Source organism: Liquorilactobacillus capillatus DSM 19910, assembly GCF_001434915.1.
Lineage (GTDB): Bacteria > Bacillota > Bacilli > Lactobacillales > Lactobacillaceae > Liquorilactobacillus > Liquorilactobacillus capillatus.
Map to the genome: position 1 here is coordinate 67054 of NZ_AZEF01000007.1, position 26478 is coordinate 93531.

Consider the following 26478-nt stretch of genomic DNA (forward strand, 5'->3'; position numbering starts at 1 on the left):
ATTGAATTATAAAGAAATACAAGAACTAATTGCGAATTTCAATGATTCACCTAGTCGTGAATTAGAGATTACTACAGGTGACTTTCATATTCGCTTAAGTAAAAACGAAAACGTTCAGCCGCAGGCAGTGATACCAAACAATGAACCACTTCAAAGAGCTGAGAGTAATCAGTCATTCCCAATTGAAGAGAAAAATGATGAAAAGATTGGTAAAACGATTGATTCCCCAATGGTTGGAAGTGTCTACTTACAATCAGAACCTACCAACCCACCTTTTGTTAAGGTAGGAGATAACGTTCATAAGGGTGATGTTGTTTGTATCATTGAAGCAATGAAGATGATGACTGAGATCAAGAGTGAAGCCGAGGGTGTTATTACTAAGACCCTAGTTAAAAATGAAGAATTAGTTGAATTTGGGCAACCTCTTTTTGAGATTGAGGAGGCATAAAAATAGTATGGTTTTAGATATCACTGAAATAAAGAAAATTATTCCGCATCGCTATCCAATGTTATTAATTGACCGTGTCGATGAGCTTGTTCCGGGCGAGATGGCCGTGGCTAAAAGGAACGTAACGATTCATGAAGAGGTTTTTAATGGACATTTTCCTAATAACCCGGTATTACCTGGCGCCTTAATTGTTGAATCATTAGCACAAACAGGGGCAGTTGCGTTATTAACACTACCCGAATTTAAGGGGAAGACAGCTTATTTTGGCGGAATTAAAGAAGCTAAGTTTCGCCGTGTCGTACGACCAGGCGATACATTACGTCTAGAAGTGAAATTAGATAAAATTAGAAATAATGTGGGTCTAGGAAAAGGTATAGCAACTGTTGAAGGTAAGAAAGTATGTACTGCAGAACTGACATTTATGATTGGTTAAGTTTAGGGGTGATTTGATGTTTAAAAAAGTTCTAGTAGCTAACCGTGGTGAGATTGCTGTCCGCATTATTCGCTCACTAAAAGAATTAGGCATCAAATCAGTAGCGATTTATTCTGATGTTGATCGTGAAAGTTTGCATGTCCAATTAGCTGATGAAGCTGTTTGTGTTGGAACTGCACGGCCGCAAGCATCGTATTTAAATATGAAAAATATCTTGAGTGCAGCCGTTGGAACCGGTGCTGAAGCAATTCATCCCGGTTTTGGGTTTTTATCTGAAAATAGTCAGTTCGTTGAGATGTGCGAAGCTTGCGGTCTGACCTTTATCGGCCCTAAATCAGAAACAATTGATTTAATGGGAAATAAGGCCAATGCGCGTGAACAAATGCGAGCAAGCGGTGTACCGGTTATTCCTGGTAGTGAAGGATTCGTTGCAGATGTAGCTGAAGCTAAGAAAGCGGCTGATAAGGTGGGTTACCCAGTCTTATTAAAAGCTGCTGCCGGTGGTGGTGGTAAAGGGATCCGCAGAGTTGATAGTGAAGATCAGTTGCAAAGCAACTTTGAAGAAGCCCAGCAAGAAGCAGTTGTTTCTTTTGGTGATGCAAGGATGTATTTAGAGAAGATCATGGAAGATGTCAAGCATATCGAGGTTCAGATTTTTCGTGACCAGCATAATAACGCTGTTTATTTCCCAGAACGAGACTGTTCTGTTCAACGTAATAAGCAAAAAGTCATCGAGGAGAGCCCGTGTGAGTTAATTACAGAAGAACAACGGCACTTCTTAGGTAAAATTGCAGTTAGAGCAGCCAATGCAATTGGTTATGTTAATACAGGGACAATTGAATTCTTGATGGATAAAGACCATAATTTCTACTTTATGGAAATGAATACGCGAATTCAGGTTGAACATACAATAACTGAGATGGTTACGGGAGTTGATCTAGTCAAGGTGCAAGTTGGTGTGGCAGCGGGTGAAGTATTACCTTTTAAACAGGAAGATATTCACTGTCAAGGTCATGCTATTGAGTGTCGTATTAATGCTGAAGATCCAGCACATAATTTTGCGCCATCTGTAGGTAAGGTCAACTATCTTTACTTCCCAGTTGGTAATCTGGGGATGCGGATCGATTCGGCTTTATATGCTGGTGCTAAAATCTCACCTTTCTATGATTCAATGGTTGCTAAAGTAATTGCGTTAGGCAATAATCGTAATGAAGCAATTCAGAAGATCAAACGACTTCTAAATGAAATGTTGATTGATGGAATTACAACGAACCAAGCTTTTCACTTAGCGTTACTTGATGATGATACTTTTAAGAATGGACGAGTAACAACGGATTACCTTGAGAAAACCTTCCTGCCAAGATGGAAGAAGGAGGTCTAAGCGTGCAATTATTTGATGAGTTAAAAACGTTAGGTCATAAGCATATTAAAGCTGATAAAAAAGCAGGCGAACGAGTTCCTTCAGGGATGTGGATCGCATGTCCGAAGTGCCACCAGTCTTTCTACCATAAAGACTTAGGTGTCTACCAAGTTTGTCCTAATTGTGGGTATGGCTTTAGAATTACAGCACGCGAACGTTTGAAGTGGTTGGTGGATTCTTTCTCGGAAATTGACGATTCCCTTGAAACAAGCGATCCATTGCATTTTCCCAACTACCAGAAAAAGCTTGCCAAGGCACGTGTTCAGACCGGCTTAAACGATTCTGTCTTGACGGGAATTGCTAAAATAAATGGTCAGTCTGCAGCGTTAGGCATTATGGACCCAGACTTTATTATGGGTTCAATGGGAACGATCACTGGTGAAAAAATAACCCGTTTGTTTGAACGCGCAACTCGTCAAAGTTTACCCGTTGTGTTATTCACTGCATCAGGTGGTGCAAGAATGCAAGAAGGTATCTTCTCGCTTATGCAGATGGCTAAGATCTCACAGGCGGTTAAACGGCATGCAGATGCTGGGTTATTATATATCACCGTTTTGACAGATCCAACAACTGGTGGTGTAACTGCTAGTTTCGCAATGCAAGGTGACATTATCTTAGCTGAGCCACGGGCTTTGGTTGGTTTTGCTGGTAAACGGGTAATTGAACAAACAACGCATCAGAAAGTTCCAAATGACCTGCAGGATGTCGAACGTGTGCTTGAACATGGATTTATCGATGCGATCGTTGCACGAAAAGATATGAAGGAAAAACTTGCATGGCTACTTGAACTGCACAGCAAAGGACGTGGTGCAAATGGTTAGTTTACTTGATAAGAAAAAAACAGCAGCACAGATTGTTGCTAATGCTCGCAGTGAAGAAAAGATGTCTGCTTATGAGTTGATTGAAGGTATTTTTAGTAATTTCATGGAATTCCATGGGGATCGCTCAGCAGAGGATGATGCTGCAATCGTTGGTGGTGTGGCTGAATTTAATAATCAGCCGGTAACAGTTCTCGCAACAAATAAGGGGAAATCAGCAGAAGAACGTTTACGAACTCACTTCGGCTGTCCTGAACCATCAGGTTACCGAAAATCATTACGGCTGATCAAGCAAGCGGAAAAGTTTAGTCGTCCTGTGGTTGCATTGATTAATACTGCTGGTGCGTATCCAGGCAAATCAGCGGAAGAGAATGGCCAAGGCGAAGCTATTGCACGCAACTTACTTGAGATCAGCAGTGTAAAAACACCTGTAATTTCAATAATTTACGGTGAAGCTGGTAGTGGTGGGGCCCTTGCTTTAGCGTGCGGCGATCGTGTCTGGATGTTTGAAAATAGTATGTATACAGTTTTATCGCCTGAAGGATTTGCAGCTATTTTATGGAAAGATAGCAGTCGTGCTGACGAAGCAGCTGAAGTGATGCAGTTGACACCGACAAAACTACTCGAACAACATGTGATTGATGGGATAATCCCAGAATCACGGTCTCACAAACGTGTATTTAAAGCTGTAAAGAAAATATTACAAAAAGAATTGACTGATTTGGAGAAGTTGACGCCATCTGAGCTAGTTGAAAAGCGTCATCAACGGTTCCGCCAGTTCTAGTTTTGATGGAGGTTTAAAAAGTGGATAAATTATTAAGCGGTAAAAAAATTCTGATTATGGGAGCTGCAAATAAACGAAGTATTGCTTGGGGTTGCGCGCAATCAATGCTTGATAATGGTGCAGAACTTATTTTCACGTATCAAAATGAACGGTTAAAGAAAAGCTTGTTGCGCTTAGTTGAAGATGAGAGTCGCTTAGTTGAATGTGATGTTTCTAGTGACGAAAGTATCGAAAAAGCATTTGCGCAAGTAGCAGAAAAATTTGGCAAGGTTGATGGGATCGTTCATGCAATTGCTTTCGCTAAAAAAGATGAACTTTCTGGTGATATTATGAATGCTAGTCGTGAAGGCTATGCATTGGCACAGAATATTTCAGCTTATTCATTGATCGCTGTTGCAAAATACGGGATTAAGATATTAAATAATCCTGGGAGTATTGTTACACTGACCTATTTTGGATCAGAACGAGCTATTCCTAATTACAATGTTATGGGTGTTGCTAAAGCTGCACTAGAAGCTAATGTAAGGTATCTTGCACGTGACATGGCTAAGTATGGTGTTAGAGTTAATGCAATCTCTGCCGGTGCTGTTAAGACCTTAGCTGTTACAGGAGTTAAGGATCATGGGGATTTGTTACGTTTATCTCGTGAAAGAACAGTTGACGGTGAATCAGTAACAACTGACCAAATTGGTGGAGCAGCATCATTTTTAGTAAGTGATCTATCAACTGGGGTTGTCGGTGATGTTATTTACGTTGATAAGGGTGTTCATTTAATTTAATTAATTATTCTTTGTTTCACTAGAGAGATCTTGAAACTTAATGAATTACCTAATTCTTACGCTTTTCAGATACTACATAAGCTTTAAAAGCATATCTGATACTTGTTAAAACATTATTTTGCAAGTACACTAGTGTGTGTATGGGTGTAAAGATATTAAGTGAAAGTGGTGCAGATAATTATGGATACTAAACAACAGGCACTCTTTATTATTTTCGGTGGAACAGGGGATCTCGCAAAGCGAAAATTATATCCGTCGTTGTTTGAACTATATAAAAAGGGCTTTTTGAGAGATAACTTTGCCGTGATCGGGACGGCACGCCGTCCGTGGACTGATGAATATTTTCAAGAAGTCGTAAGAGAAGCGGTAACTGCGGAGCATGAGTCTGAAGAAGATGTGGCTAATTTTGCACAGCATTTTTATTACCAGTCGCACAACGTCAATGATACAGAGCATTATGTAACTCTGCGGAAGTTGGCGCAACAACTGGATCAAAAGTATCATATTGGTGGCAATCGTTTATTTTATTTGGCAATGTCGCCACGTTTTTTCGGAACGATTGCGAAGCACTTAAAATCACAGCATATAGTAACAGACAATGGTTATAATCGTTTGATAATTGAGAAACCATTTGGACATGATTTAACAAGTGCCAAGGAACTAAACAATGCAATTGGGTCCTATTTTACTGAAAAGTCTGTTTTTAGAATTGACCATTACCTTGGTAAAGAAATGATTCAGAATATTGCAGCTGTTCGTTTTGGCAATAATCTTTTCCGTTCTCTGTGGAATAATCGGTATATTGATAATATACAGATTACATTAAGCGAAGCACTAGGCGTGGAAGAACGTGCTGGTTATTATGAAACAGCTGGGGCTTTACGTGATATGGTTCAAAATCATATTTTACAAATTGTCTCACTGCTAACAATGAATATGCCGGCTTCTTATACCGAGAGCGATATTAGACGTGAAAAGCTTGATGCTTTGAAAGCATTGCAAGTTTATACGCCCGAACAGGTAAAAAATAATTTTGTACGGGCTCAGTATACAGGGACTAATGAGCTTAAGGGATATCGGCAAGAAGAAAAGATTGCGGATGATTCACGGACGGAAACCTTTGTAGCTGGAAAGCTGTTCGTTAATAACGAGAATTTTGCAGGTGTTCCAATTTATATTAGAACTGGTAAACGCTTGGCTAAAAAGACGACCCGTATCGATATCGTCTTTAAGGATATTCCCAAGAATATTTTTGGAAGTGCAAAGCTGGGTAAGAATATTTTGACAATAATTGTTGAGCCAAAAGGTGAGATTTATCTGCAGATGAACGTCAAGCAGATTGGTCAGGATTTTGGTTTACAGGTTCAGAAAATGGACTTGTTACAAGTGAAAGATAATAAGGTACAGATTCCGGAAGCGTATGAAAAACTAATTTTAGACGCTTTACGCGGGAATGCAACGAACTTTACACATTGGGAAGAAGTTGCATACTCATGGAAGTTCGTTGATGCTATTCGTAGTACATGGGATCAGCAGCAGGATTCATTAGCTGAATATGCTAGCGGTTCAATGGGGCCTAAAGTAGCGGATGATTTATTGGTCCGCGATGGTCACAAATGGGTTTTTACCGTGAACGGTGAAGAAAATTAGCTAAAAAAACAAACAAGTAAAATATTATTTTTTGAGTGTTAAGGTAATGGCAGAACATAGATTTTGCTGTTACCTTTTTTGTATAGTTAGCGTAGGGTTATATTTTAGCAAATGGTAGCATTTGAAAACGAACTTACGTTCTGATACTATTTAAATAGTTAAAATAAATGCTGGGTGGTGATTGAAGTGGAGTTGAAGCGTAAGATTATACATGTTGATATGGATGCTTTTTATGCATCGATTGAAATGCGTGATCATGAACAATATCGAAACAAGCCGCTTGTAATTGCACGTGATCCACGGCATACCGGGGGAAGAGGTGTGGTAACAACTGCTAATTACACAGCACGCCATTTCGGTATTCATTCTGCAATGAGCGCGCAAGAAGCATATCGCTTATGTCACCAAGCAGTTTTTGTTAAACCTGATTTTGCTAAATATAAACAAGTTTCAAGTGAGATCCATACTATCTTTTACGAGTACACGGATAAGGTTGAACCGATTGCTTTTGACGAGGCATATTTAGATGTGACAAGTAATAAATATGGCCTTACTTCAGCCTTGCGTGTCGCTAAAATGATTCAACAGGAGATTTTTAGTAAAACTCATTTGACGTGTTCGACGGGAGTGTCATACAATAAATTTCTTGCTAAATTAGCTTCAGATTACCATAAACCTGCAGGTGTTACATTAGTCTTACCTGAAGAAGTCCATTCTTTTTTAGGTACGATGCCGATAGAAAAGTTTCGAGGAGTAGGTAAAAAGACAGCTCCTAAAATGCACCAATTGGGGATTAAGACCGGGAATGACTTGCTTAAATGGAACGAAGTCGAATTAATCGCGAAATTTGGAAAAATCGGACAGGTTTTATACCAAAGGGTTCGTGGAATTGATGAACGTCCCGTTGAATGGAAGAGAAAACGTAAATCAATTGGTTTTGAGCGTACATTGGGGCAACCTTTAAAGAGCTCTGTTGAGGTTGATGATATGCTGCATTTTCTGGCGGCTAAACTAGCTAAAACTATTCAGCAGAAACAAAAACATGGTAAAACATTAGTTTTAAAGCTCAGAAATAGTCAGTTTGAAACAGTGACGAAAAGAATGACTTTTGATGACTACCTTGTTAATGATAAGGAGAACTATGCCTTTTGGGGCCGCCAATTATTTGATCAGATTCAGCCTGATGAAGTTGATGTACGCTTGCTGGGGTTGACGTTAACTAATATTGATGAATTAAAATTTGAAAATATTAAGTTGCCGTTATGGAAAAAGTAGTGGTTTTGTATTTACTGGTTTTTATGGGTATACTTAGAATGTAAACTAGTTATTTTAGGAGGTGGACTGATGAAGCTGATATGGCATGGACATTCTGTAATTGAAATTATCACTGCAGATAAAACCAATATTTTAATCGATCCATTTATTACTGACAATCCTTTAACCGATTTGAAGGTTGAGTATTGCCATCCTGATTATATTTTGGTAACGCATGCTCACTTTGATCATGTAGGCGATACAATTGAAATTGCACGGCGAACAGGAGCTGTAATCATTGCCGTAACTGATTTAGCTGGGTATTTTGAAGAAAATGGTTTGAAGTCTGAAGGAATTAATTTTGGCGGTTCCTTAAAGAAAACTTTTGGTTCAGTTAAACTCGTTCCTGCGTGGCATACAGCAGCTTTACCGCAAAAGGGCGCATTTCCACGGACATTGGGTGTTGCGGCGGGATTTGAACTGCATATCGATGGGAAGGTTCTATATGATGCTGGCGATACCGCGTTGTTTTTAGATATGCAATTGATCAACGGTGGGAAGGGTGTTGATTTGGCTTTTCTACCAATTGGTGATCATTTTACAATGGGACCAGAAGATGCTCTTCGGGCAGCTTCTTTTGTTAAAGCTAAGCATGTACTGCCGATTCATTACGATACTTTTCCCCAGATAAAACAAAATGTAGCTAGTTATTTAGCTGGCTTGGCTCCTGGAGTGGGGATTAAAGCTGAAATAGGAAAAATTTTTGAATTCTAAGGAGAACGAGAATGTCGATAGAAACAAGTATTCTTGAACAGATAAAAAAAAGCGAGACGATTATTATCCATCGTCATCAGCGCCCAGATCCGGATGCATACGGGTCACAATGTGGGCTAGCAGCAATTATTCGTAATAGCTTTCCAACTAAAAAGGTTTATCAGGTTGGGGAAAATGTGCATGGTCTTGCATGGATCGCGGAACAAGAAGAAATTGAAGATGATATCTACAAGGATGCACTTGTCATTGTTACAGATACTGCTAACCAACCACGGATCGATGATAAACGCTATATGAATGGTCACTATCTAATCAAGATTGATCATCATCCCAATGAAGATCCATATGGTGATATTTGCTGGGTTAATACGGCTGCTTCAAGTTGTTCTGAAATGATCGTTGATTTAGTCAATGCCGCCGCAGGTGAATTAATTATACCTGACGATGCTGCTCGGATGTTATATGCTGGTATTATTGGAGACACTGGTCGTTTTATGTATGATGCCACAACACCACATACTATGTGTGTAGCAGCCCAGTTAATGCGGTATAATTTTAGTGCTACAAAAATCAATCAGAAACTGGATAGTATTGTTTTACCGGTCGCGCGTTTAGCTGCCTATGTTTATGAAAATATGACGTTGACAGAAAGTGGTGCGGCTTATATTGTTTTGGCTAGGGAAGTGATGGAGCAATTTGCTATCAAAGATGCAAGTACAGCTCCGATCGTGCCATTGATGGGAAAGATAATCGGAGTTAAGTGCTGGACGATCCTTGTTCAGCAAAAAGATGGGTCATTTCGTTTGCGAATCCGTTCGAAAGGCCCAGTTATTAATGAACTTGCTAAGGAGTATTCAGGTGGTGGCCATCCGTTAGCTAGCGGAGCATTTATGCCTGATGCTGAAAAAATACCAGAATACATTAAGAAGTTAGATGCTATAGCAGCTAGCTATGATGATCAAACAGGAGAATCTAATGAGTAATTCATTTAAAGAATTTGGGTTTCAGCCTTTTATTGAGAAGGCACTTACTAAAATTAATTTTAGAGAACCAACTGAAGTACAACAAAAGTTAATTCCATTAATAATGAAAAATCAAAGTGTTGTAGGCCAATCGCAGACAGGAAGCGGTAAAACACACACCTTTTTGCTGCCGATTTTGAATAGTATCAAACTGGATAATAAAAGTGTTCAGGCTGTTATCACAACACCCAGCAGGGAACTTGCTTATCAGATTTATGAAGCTGCAAAACAGCTAGCGGAGCAAGAAGAACGTCTTATGATTCATAATTATGTGGGTGGAACAGACAAGCAGCGCCAGATTGAGAAACTACACCGACAACAGCCACAAGTTGTTATTGGGACACCAGGACGGATCCTAGATCTAGTCAGTAGCAATGATTTGGATATTCATAATGCACATTACATGGTTGTTGATGAAGCAGATATGACTCTTGATCTCGGCTTTTTAAAAGAAGTTGACGGGATTGCTTCAACGCTACCAAAAGATCTGCAAATGTTAGTTTTCTCAGCAACTATTCCAGCTAAACTAAAACCCTTTTTACGTAAATATATGCAGAATCCAGTTGTTGAAGTTGTTGAAAATAAGAATATTATCAGTCCTACAATTGATAATTGGTTATTATCAACTAAAGGGCGTAACCGTAATGAAATTATTCATCATCTGATAACACTTGGACAGCCATATTTGGCCTTGATTTTTACCAACACAAAGACCCGAGCAGATCAATTAACAGATTATTTACGCGCGCAAGGATTGAAAGTTGCTAAAATACATGGGGGGATCCCACCGCGTCAGCGTAAACGTGTTATGCGTGAAGTCCAGAATTTAGATTACCAATTTGTCGTTGCAACTGACTTAGCTGCACGCGGAATTGATATCGAGGGTGTTTCACATGTTATTAACGACGACTTGCCTGATGATTTGGAATTTTTTATCCACCGTGTAGGTCGAACTGGTCGGAATGGAATGTCGGGAATTGCGATTACACTTTACGGACCAGATGATGACGCTAAGATATCTGAGCTTGAACAAATGGGGATCAAGTTTAAGCCCAAAGCCTTTAAAAACGGCGAGATTATTGATTCTTATGATCGTGATCGTCGGCAAAAACGCAAGGTTAAAAAAGAACAATTAGATGTTAATCTGATTGGCTTAGTCAAAAAGGAACGAAAGAAACGTAAGCCTGGCTATAAGAATAAAATTAAACGTGCTATCAAGCGTAAAGAACAGCAAGATAGAAAAATTGCCCATCGTCGAAAAAAACGCAGTTAAGACTAAAATCCAATTGACATTCTAACTTATTTTGGATATACTTTGAGAGAATTCAGGATATATTTATAGGTGGACTGTTTAAGAGAAGATCCGGTTGGTGTAAGGATTAACGGTTACTTATAAGTGCTCCCTGTAAAATGAACGAACGTCACTCAACGTTATCGAGCTTAAAGAGGTAAACGACAAACATCGTTGCAAGTAAGGTGGTACCGCGCAGAAGCGTCCTTACTGGCAACGGTGTTTTTATGTTCATTAAGAAGAGAAAGGGTGTAGTTTTGAGAATGAAAAAATTATCAAGTTCACAAGTCAGACGAATGTACTTGGAGTTCTTTAAAGAAAAAGGACACCAAATTATGCCAAGTGCATCACTGATCCCACATGACGATCCAACTCTGTTATGGATTAATTCTGGGGTTGCAACAATGAAAAAATTCTTCGATGGAAGTGTTGTTCCTAAGAATCCACGGCTTACAAGTTCACAAAAAAGTATTAGAACTAATGATATCGAAAATGTCGGGCATACAGCGCGGCACCATACTTTATTTGAAATGTTAGGGAATTTTTCTGTAGGTGATTATTTTAAAGAGGAAGCTATCTCCTGGGCGTGGGAATTATTAACAAGTTCTGAGTGGTTTGCGATGGATAAAGAAAAGCTATACGTTACGGTCTACCCTAAGGATACAGAGGCTAAACGGATCTGGCACGAAGTTGCTGGTGTGGCACAAGATCATATTTATGAAGTTGACGATAACTTTTGGGATATCGGTCAAGGACCTAGTGGACCTGATTCAGAGATTTTTTATGATCGTGGACAAGAACTTAGTGATCTACCCGAAGATGATCCTGAGAACTACCCTGGCGGAGAAAATGAACGCTATTTAGAAATCTGGAACATTGTCTTTTCTGAATTCAACCATAAGCCAGACGGAACCTATGAACCACTACCACATAAAAACATTGATACGGGAATGGGTTTGGAACGTGTAGTTTCGGTTTTCCAGAATGCACCAACAAACTTTGAAACGGATCTCTTCTTACCACTTATTGGCCAGACTGAGAAGTTTAGTGCAGGTAAAAAATACGGTCAGTCTAAAGAAGATGATGTATCTTTTAAGGTGATCGCTGATCATATCAGAGCTGTTACGTTTGCAATTGGTGATGGTGCAATTCCATCTAATGAAGGAAGAGGTTATGTTATTCGCCGTTTGATCAGACGAGCTGTTATGCACGGACAAAAACTTGGGATTGACCATGCCTTTCTAGCAGAATTGGTACCTGTAGTGGGGCAGATTATGGAGTCACACTACCCTGAGGTACTTGAGCAGGCTGCTTATATTGCTAAAGTAGTCCGAAGCGAGGAAGATCGTTTTAATGAGACATTAAAAGATGGACTTGAACTGCTTAATGAGATGATTGCAGTAGCTAAAGCTAAGAAGAGCAAGGAAATATCTGGTAAAACAGCCTTTAAACTCTATGATACCTATGGTTTTCCAATTGAGTTAACTAAAGAATATGCAGATGACCAAGGAATGACAATTGACCAAGCTGGCTTTGACGACGAGATGAAGCAGCAGAAGGCTCGTGCGCGGGCAGCCCGTAGCGATGCTAAGTCAATGGGTGTCCAAAAGAGAGTTTTAACAGATATCAAGACAAAAAGTACTTATGTCGGTTATGATTGTCTACAAGCAACTGGGACCTTAAAAGATATTATTTTCGAAGATAAACTTGTTGATAAAGTTGACACGGGCTCCGCACAGCTAATCTTTGATCAGACACCGTTCTATGCCGAAATGGGAGGACAAGTCGCTGATACAGGTATCATCAAGGATGAGGCAGGGACAACAGTAGCTAAAGTAACTGATGTTCAGCATGCCCCTAACGGACAAAACATGCATACAGTTGAAGTCTTGCACCCATTAGTGGCAGAAAAGAAATATACACTGGAAGTTAATCAGAGCTTACATGATAAGACACGTAAAAATCATACAGCAACTCATTTACTTGATCAGGCATTGCGGGATGTTTTGGGCTCACATACACATCAAGCGGGTTCTTTGGTCGAGCCAGGTTATCTTCGGTTTGATTTTACCAACCTCGGTTCGGTAACCAAAGAAGACTTAGTTAAGATCGAACGAATAGTCAATGAAAAAATTTGGGCTAATATTCCAGTTGAAACAATTGAGACAGATTTCGATTCAGCTAAAAAGTTAGGAGCGATCGCGCTTTTTACCGAAAAATATGGGGATATCGTCCGAGTTGTTAAAATTGATGATTATTCAATCGAATTGTGTGGCGGAAATCACGTTGATAATACGAGTGAATTAGGTTTGTTTAAGATTACATCTGAGTCTGGTATTGGTGCAGGTGTTAGACGAATTGAGGCAGTTACTTCAAAGGAAGCTTATGAGTTCTTAGAGGAGCATAACCAGTTGCTTGAGGAAATAAGTGGACAATTGAAGATTGCTCAATTAAAGGAAATTCCGCACAAATTGACACAGTACCAAGAACAGATCAAGGACCTAGAACGGCAAAAACAAGCACTTGAAGATAAGTTTGCTAACCAGCAAGCTGACGCTGTCTTTAAGCAAGTTGAAGAGATTAAGGGTAAGACATTGATCAAAGCACAAGTTAAAGTTTCGGGGATGGCGCAATTACGCCAGTTAGCAGATCAGTGGAAGACCCAGAAGTATTCAGATATCCTGGTACTTGCGACTGCAACTGAAGATGGTAAAGTCAATCTGATTGCAGCAGCTGATGAGACCGCAATTAAAGCCGGTCTGAAAGCAGGCGATCTTATTAAGACTATTGCACCATCAGTTGGTGGCGGTGGCGGTGGACGCCCTGATTTAGCTCAAGCTGGGGGTAAAAAACCAGCGGGAATTCCAGCCGCATTAAAGGCAGCAAGTGAATGGTTAAAACAAAAAGCGTAATTTTTAGTTACTACTTTCTATAGTTTAAATGCGTATATTAAAGGACTGGATCAAAATTATTTTTGAGACGGTCCTTTTTTATATCGTCCGTTAAATCCGTTTTATAATTATTTTTGCGGTTAAGATCGTGATGGTCAGATCTTCTTTCATTTGACAGTTGTGTTACGGTATGATTACAACCATATTTTTTGATTGTGACAATCTTTTTTCTCTAGTAGAATGATACTAGGAGTTGTTATGCATGCGGAGGTGCTTGCAATGAGTTCATTAGATAAGACAATGTATTTTGATTTCGAAGACGGTCGTCGCAAGGACGTACACGAGACGCTAGATACTGTATACAAAGCGTTGGAAGAAAAAGGTTATAATCCAATAAACCAGATTGTCGGGTATTTGTTATCTGGCGATCCAGCTTATATTCCACGTTTAAATGATGCACGTAATCTAATTAGAAAGCATGAACGTGATGAAATAGTCGAGGAATTAGTTCGATCATACCTCGATAAGGGGGAAATTAAGTGACGCGCTTAATGGGCTTGGATGTCGGCTCTAAAACAGTCGGCGTTGCCGTCAGTGATCCATTGGGATGGACGGCACAAGGAATTGAAATAATCGCGATAAATGAAGGTAATAAGGAATTCGGCATTGAGCGAGTTAAGAAATTAGTCGAAAAGTATGAGGTAACCGGCTTTGTCTTGGGGTTGCCCAAGAATATGAATAATACTTCTGGTCCGAGAGTTGAGGCATCGCGCAATTATGGAGCTTTGCTTGAAGAAACTTTTGGATTACCTGTTGATTACCAGGATGAACGACTGACAACAGTTGAAGCTGAAAGAATGTTGGTAGAACAGGCCGATACGTCTCGTAAAAAGAGAAAAAAGGTTATTGATAAGTTAGCAGCTGGTTTAATTCTGCAAAACTATCTAGACAGTCAAGGACCGTTACTTAAGAATAGTTAGAAATGGGGGAAACCGATGACCGAAAAAGATAATTTGATTACGCTCGTAGATGAAAATGGAAACGAAACTTTATATAAAATTTTATTTACCTTTGAATCTGATGACTATGGAAAGTCATATATTTTATTGATCCCTACTGATTCACAACCAGAAGAACAGGTTGATGTACTGGCCTTTTCATTTGACCCAGATGAAAATGGTGAAGCGACTGATGCAGATTTGCATGATATTGAGAGCGACGAAGAATGGGAAATGGTTGAAGGAGTACTTGATACTTTCTTGAACGACGAAAAAATGCAGTAGTTGTGTGTTAACAACAGTCAGAGTAGGTAATAGAGTCTATCATGTGGACTCTATTTTTTTATTATTTCACTGTTTAAAATAATGCCTAAACATTAGTTTTGTCATTTTAGTATTTATGCTAGAATTAGTTGATGTATTCTGAATTAAAGGAGGTTAATAAAATGTCTGTGGGAAAAAGACGTTTTAAAGCCCATATAGATGGTAAAGACTACATTATTATTGGTGAGAGCAGTACCGAACATATGGAGACCGTTACAAAGTTAGTCGACCAGCAATTACAAGAGATCAATAAATTACTACCCGGTTTAAGTAAGGAAAGGGCAGCAATTCTTTTAGCGATTAACGCTGTTTCTGACCAAGTGTATAAGCAGGAAGAATTAGATCGATTAAAACAGCAACTTGACGATGACAACAAGTAGGTGAAAATATGCTGATATCTTTATTAATAGTAGTAATTTTGTTTTTTGCATATATCCATGGCGCTAGAAGAGGCTTCTTTTTAACCCTGATGAATTTAATTGGGATTATTGTCTTATTTGTGGTTGCTAATAAGTATGCTGACACAGTGAGTTTATGGGTTGAAAAAGGTATAGGCTTTTTTACTAGAGGAAATACTGACACTGCAGTTTTTACAAGTAGTACATTCTTTTATCATGGAATTGCATACTGGTTGATTATTATTATTGGAGGGGTGATTTTAGGAACGTTTGTGCGGAAACTAAACTTGATTACACGTCTCCCTGTAATTAGTCAGCTAAATGCAATTGCAGGTGGAATACTATCATTAGTGATAGCTTATTTACTTGTTTTTGCCAGTTTGTTGATCTTAGTAGGGTGGCCAACTGAAAACGTTAGGCACAGTGTGAAACAATCACCACTTGCGATGTTTATTCTAAGAGAGACACCAGTAATCTCGGAGAACTTATACCAAAACTATTTACAACAGCCAAATGAATAAGGAGGTGCGGAAGTGAATTCGAAAGTATTGGATACGCTGGAATATGGCAAAGTAATTAATAAATTACTTCACTTTGTTGTTACGCCGATGGGAGAAAAAAAAGTTCGCGAACTAAAACCAAGCAGTGAGCTAAATGTTATTCAAAAAGCATTGGCCCAAACAAAAGATGGTGCTGACATTTTGCGCCTTAAAGGCGGTATCCCACTTCCTAAATTACACAATATTCGTCCGTATTTAAAGAGACTAGATATTGGAGCATCATTAAACGGAAAAGAACTGGCAGCTATTGGTCGTATTCTACGGGCAACCAATGAAGTGAGACGCTTTTTTATCGATTTAGATGATGAAAAGATAAAATTAGAGGAACTATATACATTAGCAGATAATTTACAAGTGTTACCTGAGATAAATAAACGTCTTTTAACAGCTGTAGAGACAGATGGTCATGTCACAGATGAAGCCTCAAGCTTTTTGCGCAACGTACGCAAAACTATTACAACAACCGAAAACCAGTTACGTGAACGTCTAACTGGTTTCATCCATGGTAATTCAGCTAAGTATTTAAGTGATGCTGTTATTACAATTAGAAATGACCGCTATGTTATTCCGGTCAAGCAGGAATACCGCAATCATTTCGGCGGGGTCGTTCATGACCAGAGTTCTTCCGGACAAACACTTTTTGTTGAGCCACAGGCAATTGTGGAACTGAATAATCGTTTAAAGCAGCAGCAGCTACAAGAAAAAGAGGAAATTCAACGTATCTTGCGTGAACTCTCAGAAATGATTGCACCTTATACTGCTGAACTAGAAAATAATGCTGATATTTTAGGGAATTTTGATTTCGTTAATGCAAAGAGTAAATATGCAGCGGCAATCAAAGCAACAGAACCACGTTTATCTGAGACAAACGATATTTATTTAAGACAAGTTTGGCATCCGTTGCTGAAGATACAAACGGCGGTTTGCAACGATTTAATGTTAGGTAAAGATTACCAAGCAATCGTTATTACCGGCCCCAATACGGGTGGGAAAACAATTACATTGAAGACGCTCGGACTTGTCCAAATGATGGGGCAGTCAGGGTTGTTTATCCCTGCCTTTGAAGGTAGCCGCATTGGGATCTTTAACGATATTTTTGCCGATATCGGTGATGAACAGTCGATTGAACAAAACCTCAGTACTTTTTCTTCCCATATGACTAACATTGTTTCCATTCTAAAAAAAGCAGATCATCATTCCCTAGTTCTTTTTGATGAATTAGGTGCAGGAACAGATCCACAAGAAGGAGCCGCCTTAGCGATCGCAATTCTTGATGCTGTTGGGGCTAGGGGAAGTTATGTTCTTGCAACTACTCATTACCCAGAGTTGAAGGCATATGGTTTCGATCGCCCGCAAACGATTAATGCAAGCATGGAGTTTGATATTGATACATTACAACCGACATACCGACTACTGATCGGTATTCCTGGAAGAAGTAATGCATTAGATATCTCGCAAAGATTAGGTCTTGATAAACAGATAATTGAGCAGGCACGACAACTAACACATAGTGATAGTCAAGATTTGAATGATATGATCCAAGATCTAGTTCAGAAACGGCGTTTAGCGGAAGAGGAACATTTAGGTTTACAGAAAAACTTATCAGAAGCAGAGAAACTACATGCTTCTTTAGAAAATGAATACCAGAAGTTTAATAACAGTCGAGATAAATTACTTGAAAAAGCTAAAATGAAAGCTAATGATATCATTGAAACAGCAAGTCGTGAATCAGATAAGCTAATTAGTGAATTACGAAAAATGAGCTTAAATGCTGGCACGCGAGTTAAGGAAAACGAACTAATTGATGCTAAAACTAAGATGAATCAATTGCACCAGCCTACTAATTTGCGTCAAAATAAGGTTTTGCAGCGAGCAAAAAGGCAACAGGCATTTCATCCTAATGATGACGTCATGGTCAAATCTTATGGACAACAAGGTGTTTTATTGCAACGTCTTAGCAAAGACGAGTGGGAAGTTCAGCTAGGGATCTTAAAGATGCGTATTAATGAGAATGACCTTGAGAAAATAAAAGTAACTGATGATAATTCTAAAAGGGGAACACGCTCAACTTTAAAAACAGCTAGTCAATCTCACGTATCACCTCGACTTGATTTACGCGGTCAGCGTTACGAAGAAGCTTTGACTAATGTCGATCGCTATGTCGATGCGGCTATTTTGGCCGGTTATGCTTCGGTAACTATTGTCCATGGAAAAGGGACGGGGGCTTTACGCCAAGGAATTACTGCTTATCTAACCCAGAATCCAAGTATTAAGAGTTTTAAATTTGCACCGCCTAATGCAGGTGGTAATGGTGCAACAGTTGTTTATTTTAAATAAAATAATCTTAGGCAGATAAGTTGTCTTTTCTGGTTTATTTGATATGATTTACTTACGAAAAGAAAGCTAGGAGGAATTTATAAAATGAAAGAATTAACGGATCAAACATTTGATAGTGGAACAAATACAGGGGTTACCTTAACTGACTTTTGGGCTACTTGGTGTGGACCTTGTCGGATGCAGGCACCGATTGTTGAACAACTGGATGAAGAAATGGGTGATAAGGTTTCATTCAGCAAGGTTGACGTTGATCAAAATACAGCTACTGCTAGCAAGTTTGGTATTATGAGTATCCCTACGTTACTTATTAAAAAAGATGGTGAGGTTGTTGATACTTTGGTCGGCTACCATCCTAAGGAACAGATCCAAGCAAAATTAGAACAGTATCTTTAGTTTTGTATTAGAACAGTCTAATGAAGAAAGCTTTCCTTTAGCAAACGGTGATTCTGAAATTACAGGTTTAAGCCTATCACCGTTTAGCTGGAAGGCTTTTTTGTAATTCATTTTTAATTTTTAACCGCTTAATAATTAATTGATATTAAGTTTTTTTAATTTTACTATGATAATCTTTATAAAGTTTTATAAAAATTATGGTTGTAAATATTCCATTTTCGTGACATTCTAGACAATAGATAGTTTGTTAGCTAGTTAGTCATTGTATTAACTTAAGGACAAATTTAGATAGCTGAAGAAAGACAAGGGATGTTGGGAGGCATAAATTATGAACAAAAAGCAGGCCCCTCTGATCAAAAATCCAACTTTACGTTTTGCATTACGTACAGTGTTGTATTTTATGATTATGCTAGTTTTGGTCTATCTGTATAATTACAGCGGAATTAATGGGCCGCATTTTATTTATAACGAGTTTTAGTCAGGGAGAGATAATGAATGAAAAAAAGTATCATTGAAAAAATTGATGGATATGCCACGGTTGAACCTGATCGTATTGCGTATGAATGTTCAGGAATGGTAAATACTTACCAAGACTTAAAAGAGTATTCAGATGCATTGGCAGCCCATATCACTTCAATGGGATTAACTAAAAAAACACCGATCATCGTATATGGTGGGCAAACTTTTGAAATGGCAGCTGCCTTTTTAGGAGTAGTTAAATCAGGCCATGCTTACATACCAGTCGACACTAATTCTCCAGGAGAACGGTTGACAATAATTAATCAAATTGCCCAACCAGCAGCATGTATAGCTGTTGAAGAATTACCACTCACTTTGTCAGAGGTACCTGTGATCATGCCGACTGAATTGAAGACGATTTTTAAAAACCACGTTGCTGGCCCAACCAAAGAAAATTGGGTTACTGGTGACGAGACCTTTTATATTATTTTTACTTCCGGAACAACTGGTGTTCCTAAGGGTGTTCAGATTAGTCATGATAATTTAGCTAGTTTTTTGGATTGGATGGCGGATGACTTTGGGATCGATGACGGACAGAATTTCTTGTCACAACCACCATATTCATTTGATTTATCAGTGATGGATCTTTATCCAGCTTTAACGCGTGGCGGTAAGCTAGTTGCTTTGCCTAAAGAAGTAACAGATAATTTTAAGGAACTCTTTGCAGTATTGCCGACCTTAGGATTGAATACGTGGGTTTCAACACCGTCTTTTATGGATATTTGTTTGCTAGAACCTAACTTCAAAGAAGAGAATTACCCGCAACTAACCCACTTTATGTTTTGTGGAGAAGAGTTAACACATAAGACAGCTGCAACGTTGAAAAAAAGATTTCCGAGTGCACGTCTCTTTAACACATATGGTCCGACGGAGACAACTGTCGCTGTTAGTCAAGTTGAGATTACAGAGCAGGTTTTGGCGGACTACGAACGTCTGCCGATCGGAATTGCGAAGGAAGATACTGTAATCCATATCGTAGATGAAGATCTGCAAGATGTTCCTACAGGTCAAGATGGTGAAATTATCATTAGTGGGCCGAGCGTGTCTAAAGGATATTTAAATAACCCTGAGAAAACGCAGCAGGCTTTTGTCGTTCTTAACGGACAGCACGCCTATCGAACTGGTGATTTAGGTCAATTAGATGATGTGGGTCAATTACTATATAAGGGTCGAATTGATTTTCAGATCAAGTTGCATGGTTTCAGAATTGAGCTAGAAGAGGTCGACCATCACTTGGACCAAGTCTCATTAATTGCCCAAGCGACAACTGTTCCTAAGTATGGTCCAGATCATAAAGTCAGTCAGTTAATTGCATATGTCGCAGCTAAGGATAATGACTTTAAGAGTAACTTTGAATTAACTAAAGCCATCAAAGAGGAATTAAAAGATTTGATGATGCCTTACATGATGCCGCAAAGATTTGTTTATCTTGATTCGTTACCATTAACACCTAATGGTAAAGTTGACCGTAAATGTCTAATTAAAGAGGTTAACGGATAATGCCGAATATGCAGCCTTATCAGAATCCAACGTATTTTTTAATTTTAGGTGTAGCATTATTGCCGATAATCATTGGAATGATGTTTGGGAAAAAATTACATTGGTATCAGACATTGATTTCCTTTGCCTTTTTGTTATTGACTTTTGGTGGACCAAAGTGGGAACAAGGGCTTGCTCTGATTGGTTATATTATATTTGAGGTTATTTTAATTGGGTGTTATTATTTTTATCGACAGAAAAAAAACGCTACATGGATTTTCTATTTAGCTGTTTTTCTCGCTATTATACCGCTCATTATTGTTAAAGTAACACCGGCACTTGAAGGTGGTCAATTATCTATAATCGGTTTTCTAGGTATTAGTTATTTGACCTTCAAAGTTGTCCAGATGATCATGGAAATTCGAGACGGCATTATTAAGGAATTCAAACCCTGGCTTGTGCTGCAGTTTTTGTTGTTTTTCCCGACTATTTCGTCAGGACCGATTGATCGTTACCGGCGTTTTATTAAAGATTATAAAACACCAATGGCGCGTGATAAGTATTTAGATTTGTTGGATAAGGGAGTTTGGTATATCTTTCTCGGCTTTTTATACAAGTTTATCTTAGCTTATTTCTTTGGTTCAAGACTACAGCCGGTAGTTATGCAACTCGCGATTAGCCATGGTGGAATGTCATGGTGGGTTGTAGCTTTCACGTATGTATATTCAATGCACTTGTTCTTTGATTTTGCTGGCTATAGTCTATTTGCAGTAGGAATTAGTTATATCATGGGAATTGAAACACCGATGAACTTCAACCGACCTTTTAAGGCACATAATATCAAAGACTTTTGGAATAGATGGCATATGACATTATCTTTCTGGTTCCGTGATTATATTTATATGCGGTTAGTCTTCTTCATTATGAAGAATAAGTTAATAAAAAGTCGAATAACGATTGCCAATTTAGGCTATTTGACCTTGTTCTTGATTATGGGCTTTTGGCACGGGCTAACTTGGTATTATATTGTCTATGGTCTATTCCATGCGTGTGCCATTATTTTGTGTGATGCATGGCTTCGTTTCAAGAAGAAGCATCAGGCACATATTCCAAGTAATAAGTTTACAGAATGGTTTGCTATTTTTATCACATTCAATACTGTTTGTTTTAGCTTTTTGATTTTCTCAGGTTTTTTGAATGTGTTATTTTTCCACGGTACTTTAAATTAAGATAAAGGGGATATTTAAAAATGAAGGATCAAGTTATTGAAATTTTAGAGAACTTAACAGGTAGCGATGAAGTCGGCAAGGATTTAGACGTTAATTTATTTGAATCAGGATTGTTAGACTCGATGGGGACAGTTCAATTATTGTTAGAACTGCAGTCACAATGTGGAATTGATGTGCCAGTCTCTGAATTTGAACGGAGTGAATGGGATACACCTAATAAAATAATTGCGAAAGTTGAAAATATGCAGTAATGAGTGTTTTCAAGAAATTATTCCAAATCTTTGGTCCGATAGTTTTAGCGGCTCTAGTTTTGTTTGTTTTTCTCATCTCCCCATTCGGTGTTAAAAGAATCTCGCAAACAACTATTGAGAAAGCAGCCCTTTCACAGTCACCTAATATTTTTAAAGGCTCAGCTGTCAAGAAAGCTGCGTTATCGCAAAACTATGTTCCGTTCTTCGGTTCATCTGAGTTATCAAGGATGGACGCACTGCACCCATCAGTTTTGGCGCAGAAGTATCAACGAAGTTATCGTCCTTTCCTTTTGGGCTCACCCGGAACTCAATCACTGACTCATTATTGGGGGATGCAAGGGATCAGTCAGCAGTTAAAAAACAAGAAGGCTGTTTTTATTGTTTCACCGCAGTGGTTTGTTAAAAAGGGAATTGACCCTAACGCATTTAGCTTTTACTATTCTAATCTAGAGACGGTTGAATGGTTACGACATGCCAAAAATACTCGAATGGATCGTTATGCAGCGATGCGTTTGTTGAATATGCCATCTGCGCGTTCATCAGAGACGATTGAACGTTGTATTTTAAGAATTGCGGCTGGGCAAAAGTTGACATCAACAGAGAGAACGTATTTGAATTTGAGGTATAATATCCTACAGCATGAAGATCAGATGTTTTCTATGCTGACATTAAAAGATAGAAGATCGTTGATCGAAAAGGGTGAAAAGCAGTTACCCGATGCATACAGCACAGCTGGCTTAAATCAAGTTGCAGAAAAACTGGGTAAAGAAAATACAACAAATAACCGGTTTAATGTTGATAACAACTTCTGGAATAAACGTTTGAAAAACAATTACCAGAAATTAAGAAATGAACAGAGTAATTTTAGCTATGTTCAATCGGTTGAATACTCAGATTTTGAACTTGTACTGAATGAGTTTGCCAAACAACATACGGATGTTCTCTTTATCATTCCACCAATTAATCAAAAATGGGCTGATTATACAGGTTTATCGATGGATATGATTCACCACTTTAACCGTAAAATCAAATACCAATTAAATTCACAAGGATTTAGTAATATTGTTGATTTAAGTGATGATGGTGCTTCGCCATATTTCATGCAGGATACGATCCATTTAGGCTGGAAAGGCTGGTTAAGGGTCGATCAACATGTTGACCCATTCTTAAATAAGAAGCAAGGAAAGACGGCTTATAAGATCAATAACTATTTCTATACCAAGAACTGGCAACAAAAAACTAATGTGACTTCGGACTAAATCATGAGTTAAAAAAGAAGAAAACAAGTTAATTACATCTTAACTTGCTTTCTTTTTTTGACTTCTAGTAAAAATAATTATTGCTTAGTTTACTTAGCTTCATTAGTAGCGGCTGTTTCTTGAATAAAGTCTGTCAAATGCAGTGGGTCTTGTTCAGGAATCAGACTAGGGTCGATCTTGTCATTTTGATCCAGTTGATTAAGGAAGGTAATAGTGTGTTTACGTTTATCAACGTCTTTAACAATTGTTTCCGCAATAAACCCATTCTGGTTTTGAATCGTTTCCGCAATAAATCCGGCTTCTAAAAGGAAGTCTGCTTTAAGATTATTTGTTAGTCGTTGTTTGATAATAGGACCATCTAGTTTATAAAGCTGTTGCTTCTTGTCGCTTTTTATTTTTTGTAGGTGGCCCCAGTTAGCATGTTGGAAAAATAATGGCAGATCATCTTCGGTCGCTAGGAAAAATTCTCGGGCTAGTTTTTTCCCTGACCAGTATAAAATACTAGTATTATCACCCATAAGGTCAGACAGCAAAGTGTCGCGAATCAGAGCGTACCCAAACATCGTTGTTTGTTCATTATTAGTAATTAATTCGTGGAATAATTTAACATCCATAGCTAATCTCCTCTATTTAAAATCTATCTTTAATTATACCTTGCTGATTTATAAAACAAAGACTAAATTAACATCCTTTAGCAAATTAGTTGGAGTTGTGAAGCTGGTAAGAAACCCAAAAATGTATTATATTTGTGAAAAGCATGTATTAAAGACGGAGGCGGTCTAGTGACAACAATTTTAATTGCAACTAAAAATGAGGGTAAAGCTAAGGAATTCAAAGCCTTTTTTGGGCCAAAGGGATTTAAGGTTAAGACATTGAATGAAATGGACGAGCTGCCCGATATTATTGAAAATGGTAAAACATTTACAGAAAATGCTCTTATTAAGGCACAAACATTGACTGACAAATTAAAGATGACGGTTCTAGCAGATGATTCTGGACTTATGGTAGATGCTTTAGATGGAGCTCCAGGCATCTTCTCAGCCCGATATGCTGGCGATCATGATGATGCTGCAAACAATGCTAAACTTTTACGTGAATTGAAGGGACTGCCGCTCTCTAAACGAACAGCAACTTTCCATACATCCCTTGCAGTAACAAGTGTTTCTAAAGAGCCGCTTATTGTAGCGGGAAATGTTAAGGGCCTTATTTTAGATAAGCAGCGTGGTGCAGATGGCTTTGGCTACGATCCATTATTCTATATTCCTGAGTTAGATAAAACTTTTGCTGAACTAACGCCTATTGAAAAAAATAAAGTTAGCCACCGTGGTAAAGCAGTCCAGGTTTTAAGTGAAAATTTTGATGATTGGTGGGAAAGATAATGGGTGAGAAAGCGACAAAGATCTTAGTGGTCAGTGATAATCACGGTGATCATCAGATCCTAGACAAATTAATAACAAAGTATACTGGAAAAGTTGATGCTATGTTTCATTGCGGCGATTCAGAACTTACCCCAGATGATCAGGTCTTTAACTATTTTAAGGTTGTAACAGGTAATTGTGATTATGATCCTCACTTTCCAGAATACCTAGTCCAGGAAGTTGGAGGAACACGAGTTTTATTAGTACATGGACACTTGCTGAACGTCAATATGGGGTTAGAGCGTTTAAGTCTCTTTGCACAGGAAAGACAGGCTCAGGTTGCCTTATTTGGCCATACACATCGTTTAGGGGTAGAGTATGTTGATAATTGCCTTTACTTGAATCCAGGCAGCATCAGCTATCCTCGTGGAGAATACAGTGATTTAGGCGGAACCTATGCAATCATTAAGATAACAACTGCTCAATTTGAAGTAAGTTACTTTGATCGTTCTTTAAAAGCTGTTACAGATTTGCATTTTGTTTTCCCCCGTAATTAAAAACAAGAAGGGGTAAGTTAAGTGCAGGATGAATTACAGCAGTTATATAGAAAACTATTAAAATGGAGTGTGACAGTTGTCATTTTATTTGTCTCAAAACAGCTTTTAGGTTACAATTGGTTAGGTTTAGTTGTTATCAGCGGTGGTTTATACTGTCTTATTATTTTCACTATTTGTGTGTACCTGCAAATTCAGGTTTTAAAAAAATAAGCTTGACAATTACAACTGATAATGTATAATTATAAGAGTAATTTTGCCCGTTGGTCAAATTGGTTAAGACGTCGCCCTCTCAAGGCGGAGTTACGGGTTCGATCCCCGTACGGGTGATAATAGTATCTCTTTTTAATAATAGAGATGGGCCGAAACCTAGTTTTGGCCCATCTTTATTACTATGTTAAGATTTAGGGAACTGTGTGTATCCCGCTGTACCTCAAGGTGGGGGGAAGCAGTTCTGTTTGCTTTTAGAAGTTAGGTACAGTTTGGGTAATAACAGGACTAAAAATTTTAATACAGTTGTAAATTAATTAAATTGATACTATAGTTTAAACTGCTATAATTGAATATGGAGCCAGTTGCTGGGTTTTATACGATAAGTGAGTAGTTAGTAAAGGAGGAGTGACATGCTGAGAAAAACGAAAAATTTTTTACAGGCAAATAACATAAACTATAAAAAAGAGCACGTCAATCCACTGATTGTTCCGGAGAAGGTTTATGTTTTAAAATTCGGGAAAACAAAACTTAACAATCGTTTTATCGTTGAGCACACATATACCTGGACAGGTAGAATTAAAATAAATAAAATTTCACTGCGCTTACATGGACAGAAGAGTCCGCGTGAGTTCCCAAATGAAAGAGAATTGTTGCACTACCTGAAGAGAAACATTGAGCGTTATAATGCTGATGTAAAAGAATAATAATAAAGACAAAGGACTGAAGCATAACAATAGTTGGCTTCAGTTCTTTGTTATTACCGCGTATTTTTCTATCGTGACAATAGTACTTAAAAAAGAAATTTTTTAAAATCTTATTGACAAAAATACCAAAATAAACTATTATTAAGTAGTTGATTTTTGGGCATTCGCCAAATTGGTAAGGCAACGGACTCTGAATCCGTAATTTACTGGTTCGAGCCCAGTATGCCCAATTAATAGTATCTGTTGACCGCTAAGCAAGGTTAAATCCTTGATATGTCGGTCTTTTTAGGTTCTACAATATCTGTTGTTGGTAATAGATTTCTCTATTACTAATGACA

29 protein-coding genes and 2 tRNA genes are annotated in these 26478 nt (G+C 38.3%); 30 read left to right on the top strand and 1 reads right to left on the bottom strand.

The features are described from left to right. The first annotated feature begins 1 nt into the window (after position 1). The 24 genes from accB to dltD all read left to right on the top strand — a co-directional run bounded on the left by accB (position 2) and on the right by dltD (position 23311). The gene (gene accB / locus FC81_RS01550; RefSeq protein ID WP_057742418.1) at positions 2 to 448 is read left to right on the top strand and encodes an acetyl-CoA carboxylase biotin carboxyl carrier protein; all 447 of its coding nucleotides are present in this window, start codon (positions 2 to 4) and stop codon (positions 446 to 448) included. Between the two features lie 7 nt (positions 449 to 455). Next, the gene (fabZ, locus tag FC81_RS01555) at positions 456 to 881 is read left to right on the top strand and encodes a 3-hydroxyacyl-ACP dehydratase FabZ (RefSeq protein WP_057742420.1); all 426 of its coding nucleotides are present in this window, start codon (positions 456 to 458) and stop codon (positions 879 to 881) included. Between the two features lie 16 nt (positions 882 to 897). Next, the gene (accC, locus tag FC81_RS01560; protein WP_057742423.1) at positions 898 to 2262 is read left to right on the top strand and encodes an acetyl-CoA carboxylase biotin carboxylase subunit; all 1365 of its coding nucleotides are present in this window, start codon (positions 898 to 900) and stop codon (positions 2260 to 2262) included. A 2-nt stretch (positions 2263 to 2264) separates the two neighbouring features. Next, entirely contained in the window at positions 2265 to 3122 is an 858-nt protein-coding gene (gene accD, locus FC81_RS01565; protein WP_057742426.1) for an acetyl-CoA carboxylase, carboxyltransferase subunit beta, read from the top strand. Next, positions 3115 to 3903, top strand: a complete 789-nt coding sequence (gene accA, locus FC81_RS01570) for an acetyl-CoA carboxylase carboxyltransferase subunit alpha (protein ID WP_057742429.1) — start codon at positions 3115 to 3117, stop codon at positions 3901 to 3903. Before accD ends, accA begins: the two co-directional genes overlap by 8 nt. A gap of 20 nt (positions 3904 to 3923) precedes the next feature. Beyond that, positions 3924 to 4682: an enoyl-ACP reductase FabI gene (gene fabI, locus FC81_RS01575; protein WP_083478712.1), complete on the top strand. Its 759-nt coding sequence runs from the start codon at positions 3924 to 3926 to the stop codon at positions 4680 to 4682. 180 nt (positions 4683 to 4862) lie between these two features. Continuing rightward, positions 4863 to 6332 carry a glucose-6-phosphate dehydrogenase gene (gene zwf / locus FC81_RS01580; protein WP_057742431.1) on the top strand — a complete coding sequence of 490 codons (1470 nt, stop codon included), beginning with the start codon at positions 4863 to 4865 and terminating at the stop codon, positions 6330 to 6332. 192 nt (positions 6333 to 6524) lie between these two features. Continuing rightward, on the top strand, positions 6525 to 7607 hold the full coding sequence (gene dinB, locus FC81_RS01585) for a DNA polymerase IV (RefSeq protein WP_057742470.1): 1083 nt from the start codon (positions 6525 to 6527) through the stop codon (positions 7605 to 7607). Between the two features lie 69 nt (positions 7608 to 7676). Further along, complete coding sequence (locus FC81_RS01590; protein WP_057742434.1) at positions 7677 to 8360, top strand: metal-dependent hydrolase; 684 nt, start codon at positions 7677 to 7679, stop codon at positions 8358 to 8360. 11 nt (positions 8361 to 8371) lie between these two features. Continuing rightward, complete coding sequence (locus FC81_RS01595) at positions 8372 to 9343, top strand: DHH family phosphoesterase (RefSeq protein WP_057742437.1); 972 nt, start codon at positions 8372 to 8374, stop codon at positions 9341 to 9343. After that, positions 9336 to 10655 (top strand): DEAD/DEAH box helicase, encoded by a 1320-nt coding sequence (locus tag FC81_RS01600; RefSeq protein ID WP_057742439.1) that lies wholly within the window; start codon positions 9336 to 9338, stop codon positions 10653 to 10655. Before FC81_RS01595 ends, FC81_RS01600 begins: the two co-directional genes overlap by 8 nt. Positions 10656 to 10936: 281 nt before the next feature. Then, positions 10937 to 13585, top strand: a complete 2649-nt coding sequence (alaS, locus tag FC81_RS01605) for an alanine--tRNA ligase (protein ID WP_057742440.1) — start codon at positions 10937 to 10939, stop codon at positions 13583 to 13585. Positions 13586 to 13843: 258 nt separating this feature from the next. Continuing rightward, complete coding sequence (locus tag FC81_RS01610) at positions 13844 to 14107, top strand: IreB family regulatory phosphoprotein (protein ID WP_057742442.1); 264 nt, start codon at positions 13844 to 13846, stop codon at positions 14105 to 14107. Positions 14108 to 14115: 8 nt separating this feature from the next. Continuing rightward, on the top strand, positions 14116 to 14544 hold the full coding sequence (ruvX, locus tag FC81_RS01615; RefSeq protein WP_187327399.1) for a Holliday junction resolvase RuvX: 429 nt from the start codon (positions 14116 to 14118) through the stop codon (positions 14542 to 14544). 15 nt (positions 14545 to 14559) lie between these two features. After that, on the top strand, positions 14560 to 14847 hold the full coding sequence (locus FC81_RS01620) for a DUF1292 domain-containing protein (RefSeq protein WP_057742445.1): 288 nt from the start codon (positions 14560 to 14562) through the stop codon (positions 14845 to 14847). Positions 14848 to 15008: 161 nt separating this feature from the next. Next, complete coding sequence (gene zapA / locus FC81_RS01625) at positions 15009 to 15266, top strand: cell division protein ZapA (protein WP_057742447.1); 258 nt, start codon at positions 15009 to 15011, stop codon at positions 15264 to 15266. 8 nt (positions 15267 to 15274) lie between these two features. After that, positions 15275 to 15805: a CvpA family protein gene (locus tag FC81_RS01630; RefSeq protein ID WP_083478713.1), complete on the top strand. Its 531-nt coding sequence runs from the start codon at positions 15275 to 15277 to the stop codon at positions 15803 to 15805. Positions 15806 to 15817: 12 nt separating this feature from the next. Continuing rightward, on the top strand, positions 15818 to 18181 hold the full coding sequence (locus FC81_RS01635; protein WP_057742450.1) for an endonuclease MutS2: 2364 nt from the start codon (positions 15818 to 15820) through the stop codon (positions 18179 to 18181). Between the two features lie 84 nt (positions 18182 to 18265). Continuing rightward, complete coding sequence (gene trxA, locus FC81_RS01640; protein WP_057742452.1) at positions 18266 to 18574, top strand: thioredoxin; 309 nt, start codon at positions 18266 to 18268, stop codon at positions 18572 to 18574. Positions 18575 to 18902: 328 nt separating this feature from the next. Then, the gene (locus tag FC81_RS10710) at positions 18903 to 19052 is read left to right on the top strand and encodes a teichoic acid D-Ala incorporation-associated protein DltX (RefSeq protein ID WP_083478714.1); all 150 of its coding nucleotides are present in this window, start codon (positions 18903 to 18905) and stop codon (positions 19050 to 19052) included. Positions 19053 to 19069: 17 nt separating this feature from the next. Further along, a complete protein-coding gene (gene dltA / locus FC81_RS01645; protein ID WP_057742453.1) occupies positions 19070 to 20593 on the top strand; it encodes a D-alanine--poly(phosphoribitol) ligase subunit DltA in 1524 nt (507 codons plus the stop codon). Next, positions 20593 to 21801: a D-alanyl-lipoteichoic acid biosynthesis protein DltB gene (gene dltB, locus FC81_RS01650; protein ID WP_057742455.1), complete on the top strand. Its 1209-nt coding sequence runs from the start codon at positions 20593 to 20595 to the stop codon at positions 21799 to 21801. Before dltA ends, dltB begins: the two co-directional genes overlap by 1 nt. Before the next feature lie 20 nt (positions 21802 to 21821). Continuing rightward, on the top strand, positions 21822 to 22052 hold the full coding sequence (dltC, locus tag FC81_RS01655) for a D-alanine--poly(phosphoribitol) ligase subunit DltC (RefSeq protein WP_034987926.1): 231 nt from the start codon (positions 21822 to 21824) through the stop codon (positions 22050 to 22052). Next, positions 22052 to 23311 (top strand): D-alanyl-lipoteichoic acid biosynthesis protein DltD, encoded by a 1260-nt coding sequence (gene dltD, locus FC81_RS01660; protein ID WP_057742456.1) that lies wholly within the window; start codon positions 22052 to 22054, stop codon positions 23309 to 23311. The genes dltC and dltD overlap by 1 nt, the downstream gene beginning before the upstream one ends. Before the next feature lie 89 nt (positions 23312 to 23400). Here dltD and FC81_RS01665 read toward each other — a convergent pair whose 3' ends face one another. Further along, the gene (locus FC81_RS01665) at positions 23401 to 23925 is read right to left on the bottom strand and encodes a YslB family protein (RefSeq protein WP_057742458.1); all 525 of its coding nucleotides are present in this window, start codon (positions 23923 to 23925) and stop codon (positions 23401 to 23403) included. Between the two features lie 168 nt (positions 23926 to 24093). Between FC81_RS01665 and FC81_RS01670 the strand changes: the two genes are divergently transcribed. From FC81_RS01670 to FC81_RS01695, 6 genes are all read left to right on the top strand, one after another. Then, on the top strand, positions 24094 to 24690 hold the full coding sequence (locus FC81_RS01670; RefSeq protein WP_057742460.1) for an XTP/dITP diphosphatase: 597 nt from the start codon (positions 24094 to 24096) through the stop codon (positions 24688 to 24690). Next, a complete protein-coding gene (locus FC81_RS01675) occupies positions 24690 to 25226 on the top strand; it encodes a metallophosphoesterase (RefSeq protein ID WP_057742462.1) in 537 nt (178 codons plus the stop codon). Before FC81_RS01670 ends, FC81_RS01675 begins: the two co-directional genes overlap by 1 nt. A 21-nt stretch (positions 25227 to 25247) precedes the next feature. Further along, positions 25248 to 25436: a hypothetical protein gene (locus tag FC81_RS01680; protein ID WP_057742463.1), complete on the top strand. Its 189-nt coding sequence runs from the start codon at positions 25248 to 25250 to the stop codon at positions 25434 to 25436. Positions 25437 to 25480: 44 nt separating this feature from the next. After that, positions 25481 to 25553, top strand: a tRNA-Glu gene (locus FC81_RS01685). 293 nt (positions 25554 to 25846) lie between these two features. Next, a complete protein-coding gene (locus FC81_RS01690; RefSeq protein WP_057742464.1) occupies positions 25847 to 26140 on the top strand; it encodes a hypothetical protein in 294 nt (97 codons plus the stop codon). Between the two features lie 157 nt (positions 26141 to 26297). Further along, a tRNA-Gln gene (locus FC81_RS01695) sits at positions 26298 to 26370 on the top strand. Positions 26371 to 26478: the final 108 nt, after the last annotated feature.

Excerpts from the sequence above, each read along its gene's own strand:
- fabZ (WP_057742420.1), top strand. The coding sequence starts at position 456 with ATGGTTTTAGATATCACTGAAATAAAGAAAATTATTCCGCATCGCTAT.
- accC (WP_057742423.1), top strand. The coding sequence starts at position 898 with ATGTTTAAAAAAGTTCTAGTAGCTAACCGTGGTGAGATTGCTGTCCGC.
- accA (WP_057742429.1), top strand. The coding sequence starts at position 3,115 with ATGGTTAGTTTACTTGATAAGAAAAAAACAGCAGCACAGATTGTTGCT.
- zwf (WP_057742431.1), top strand. The coding sequence starts at position 4,863 with ATGGATACTAAACAACAGGCACTCTTTATTATTTTCGGTGGAACAGGG.
- FC81_RS01590 (WP_057742434.1), top strand. The coding sequence starts at position 7,677 with ATGAAGCTGATATGGCATGGACATTCTGTAATTGAAATTATCACTGCA.
- FC81_RS01595 (WP_057742437.1), top strand. The coding sequence starts at position 8,372 with ATGTCGATAGAAACAAGTATTCTTGAACAGATAAAAAAAAGCGAGACG.
- FC81_RS01600 (WP_057742439.1), top strand. The coding sequence starts at position 9,336 with ATGAGTAATTCATTTAAAGAATTTGGGTTTCAGCCTTTTATTGAGAAG.
- alaS (WP_057742440.1), top strand. The coding sequence starts at position 10,937 with ATGAAAAAATTATCAAGTTCACAAGTCAGACGAATGTACTTGGAGTTC.
- FC81_RS01610 (WP_057742442.1), top strand. The coding sequence starts at position 13,844 with ATGAGTTCATTAGATAAGACAATGTATTTTGATTTCGAAGACGGTCGT.
- ruvX (WP_187327399.1), top strand. The coding sequence starts at position 14,116 with ATGGGCTTGGATGTCGGCTCTAAAACAGTCGGCGTTGCCGTCAGTGAT.
- FC81_RS01620 (WP_057742445.1), top strand. The coding sequence starts at position 14,560 with ATGACCGAAAAAGATAATTTGATTACGCTCGTAGATGAAAATGGAAAC.
- zapA (WP_057742447.1), top strand. The coding sequence starts at position 15,009 with ATGTCTGTGGGAAAAAGACGTTTTAAAGCCCATATAGATGGTAAAGAC.
- FC81_RS01630 (WP_083478713.1), top strand. The coding sequence starts at position 15,275 with ATGCTGATATCTTTATTAATAGTAGTAATTTTGTTTTTTGCATATATC.
- trxA (WP_057742452.1), top strand. The coding sequence starts at position 18,266 with ATGAAAGAATTAACGGATCAAACATTTGATAGTGGAACAAATACAGGG.
- FC81_RS10710 (WP_083478714.1), top strand. The coding sequence starts at position 18,903 with ATGAACAAAAAGCAGGCCCCTCTGATCAAAAATCCAACTTTACGTTTT.
- dltA (WP_057742453.1), top strand. The coding sequence starts at position 19,070 with ATGAAAAAAAGTATCATTGAAAAAATTGATGGATATGCCACGGTTGAA.
- dltB (WP_057742455.1), top strand. The coding sequence starts at position 20,593 with ATGCCGAATATGCAGCCTTATCAGAATCCAACGTATTTTTTAATTTTA.
- dltC (WP_034987926.1), top strand. The coding sequence starts at position 21,822 with ATGAAGGATCAAGTTATTGAAATTTTAGAGAACTTAACAGGTAGCGAT.
- dltD (WP_057742456.1), top strand. The coding sequence starts at position 22,052 with ATGAGTGTTTTCAAGAAATTATTCCAAATCTTTGGTCCGATAGTTTTA.
- FC81_RS01665 (WP_057742458.1), bottom strand. The coding sequence starts at position 23,925 with ATGGATGTTAAATTATTCCACGAATTAATTACTAATAATGAACAAACA.
- FC81_RS01675 (WP_057742462.1), top strand. The coding sequence starts at position 24,690 with ATGGGTGAGAAAGCGACAAAGATCTTAGTGGTCAGTGATAATCACGGT.
- FC81_RS01690 (WP_057742464.1), top strand. The coding sequence starts at position 25,847 with ATGCTGAGAAAAACGAAAAATTTTTTACAGGCAAATAACATAAACTAT.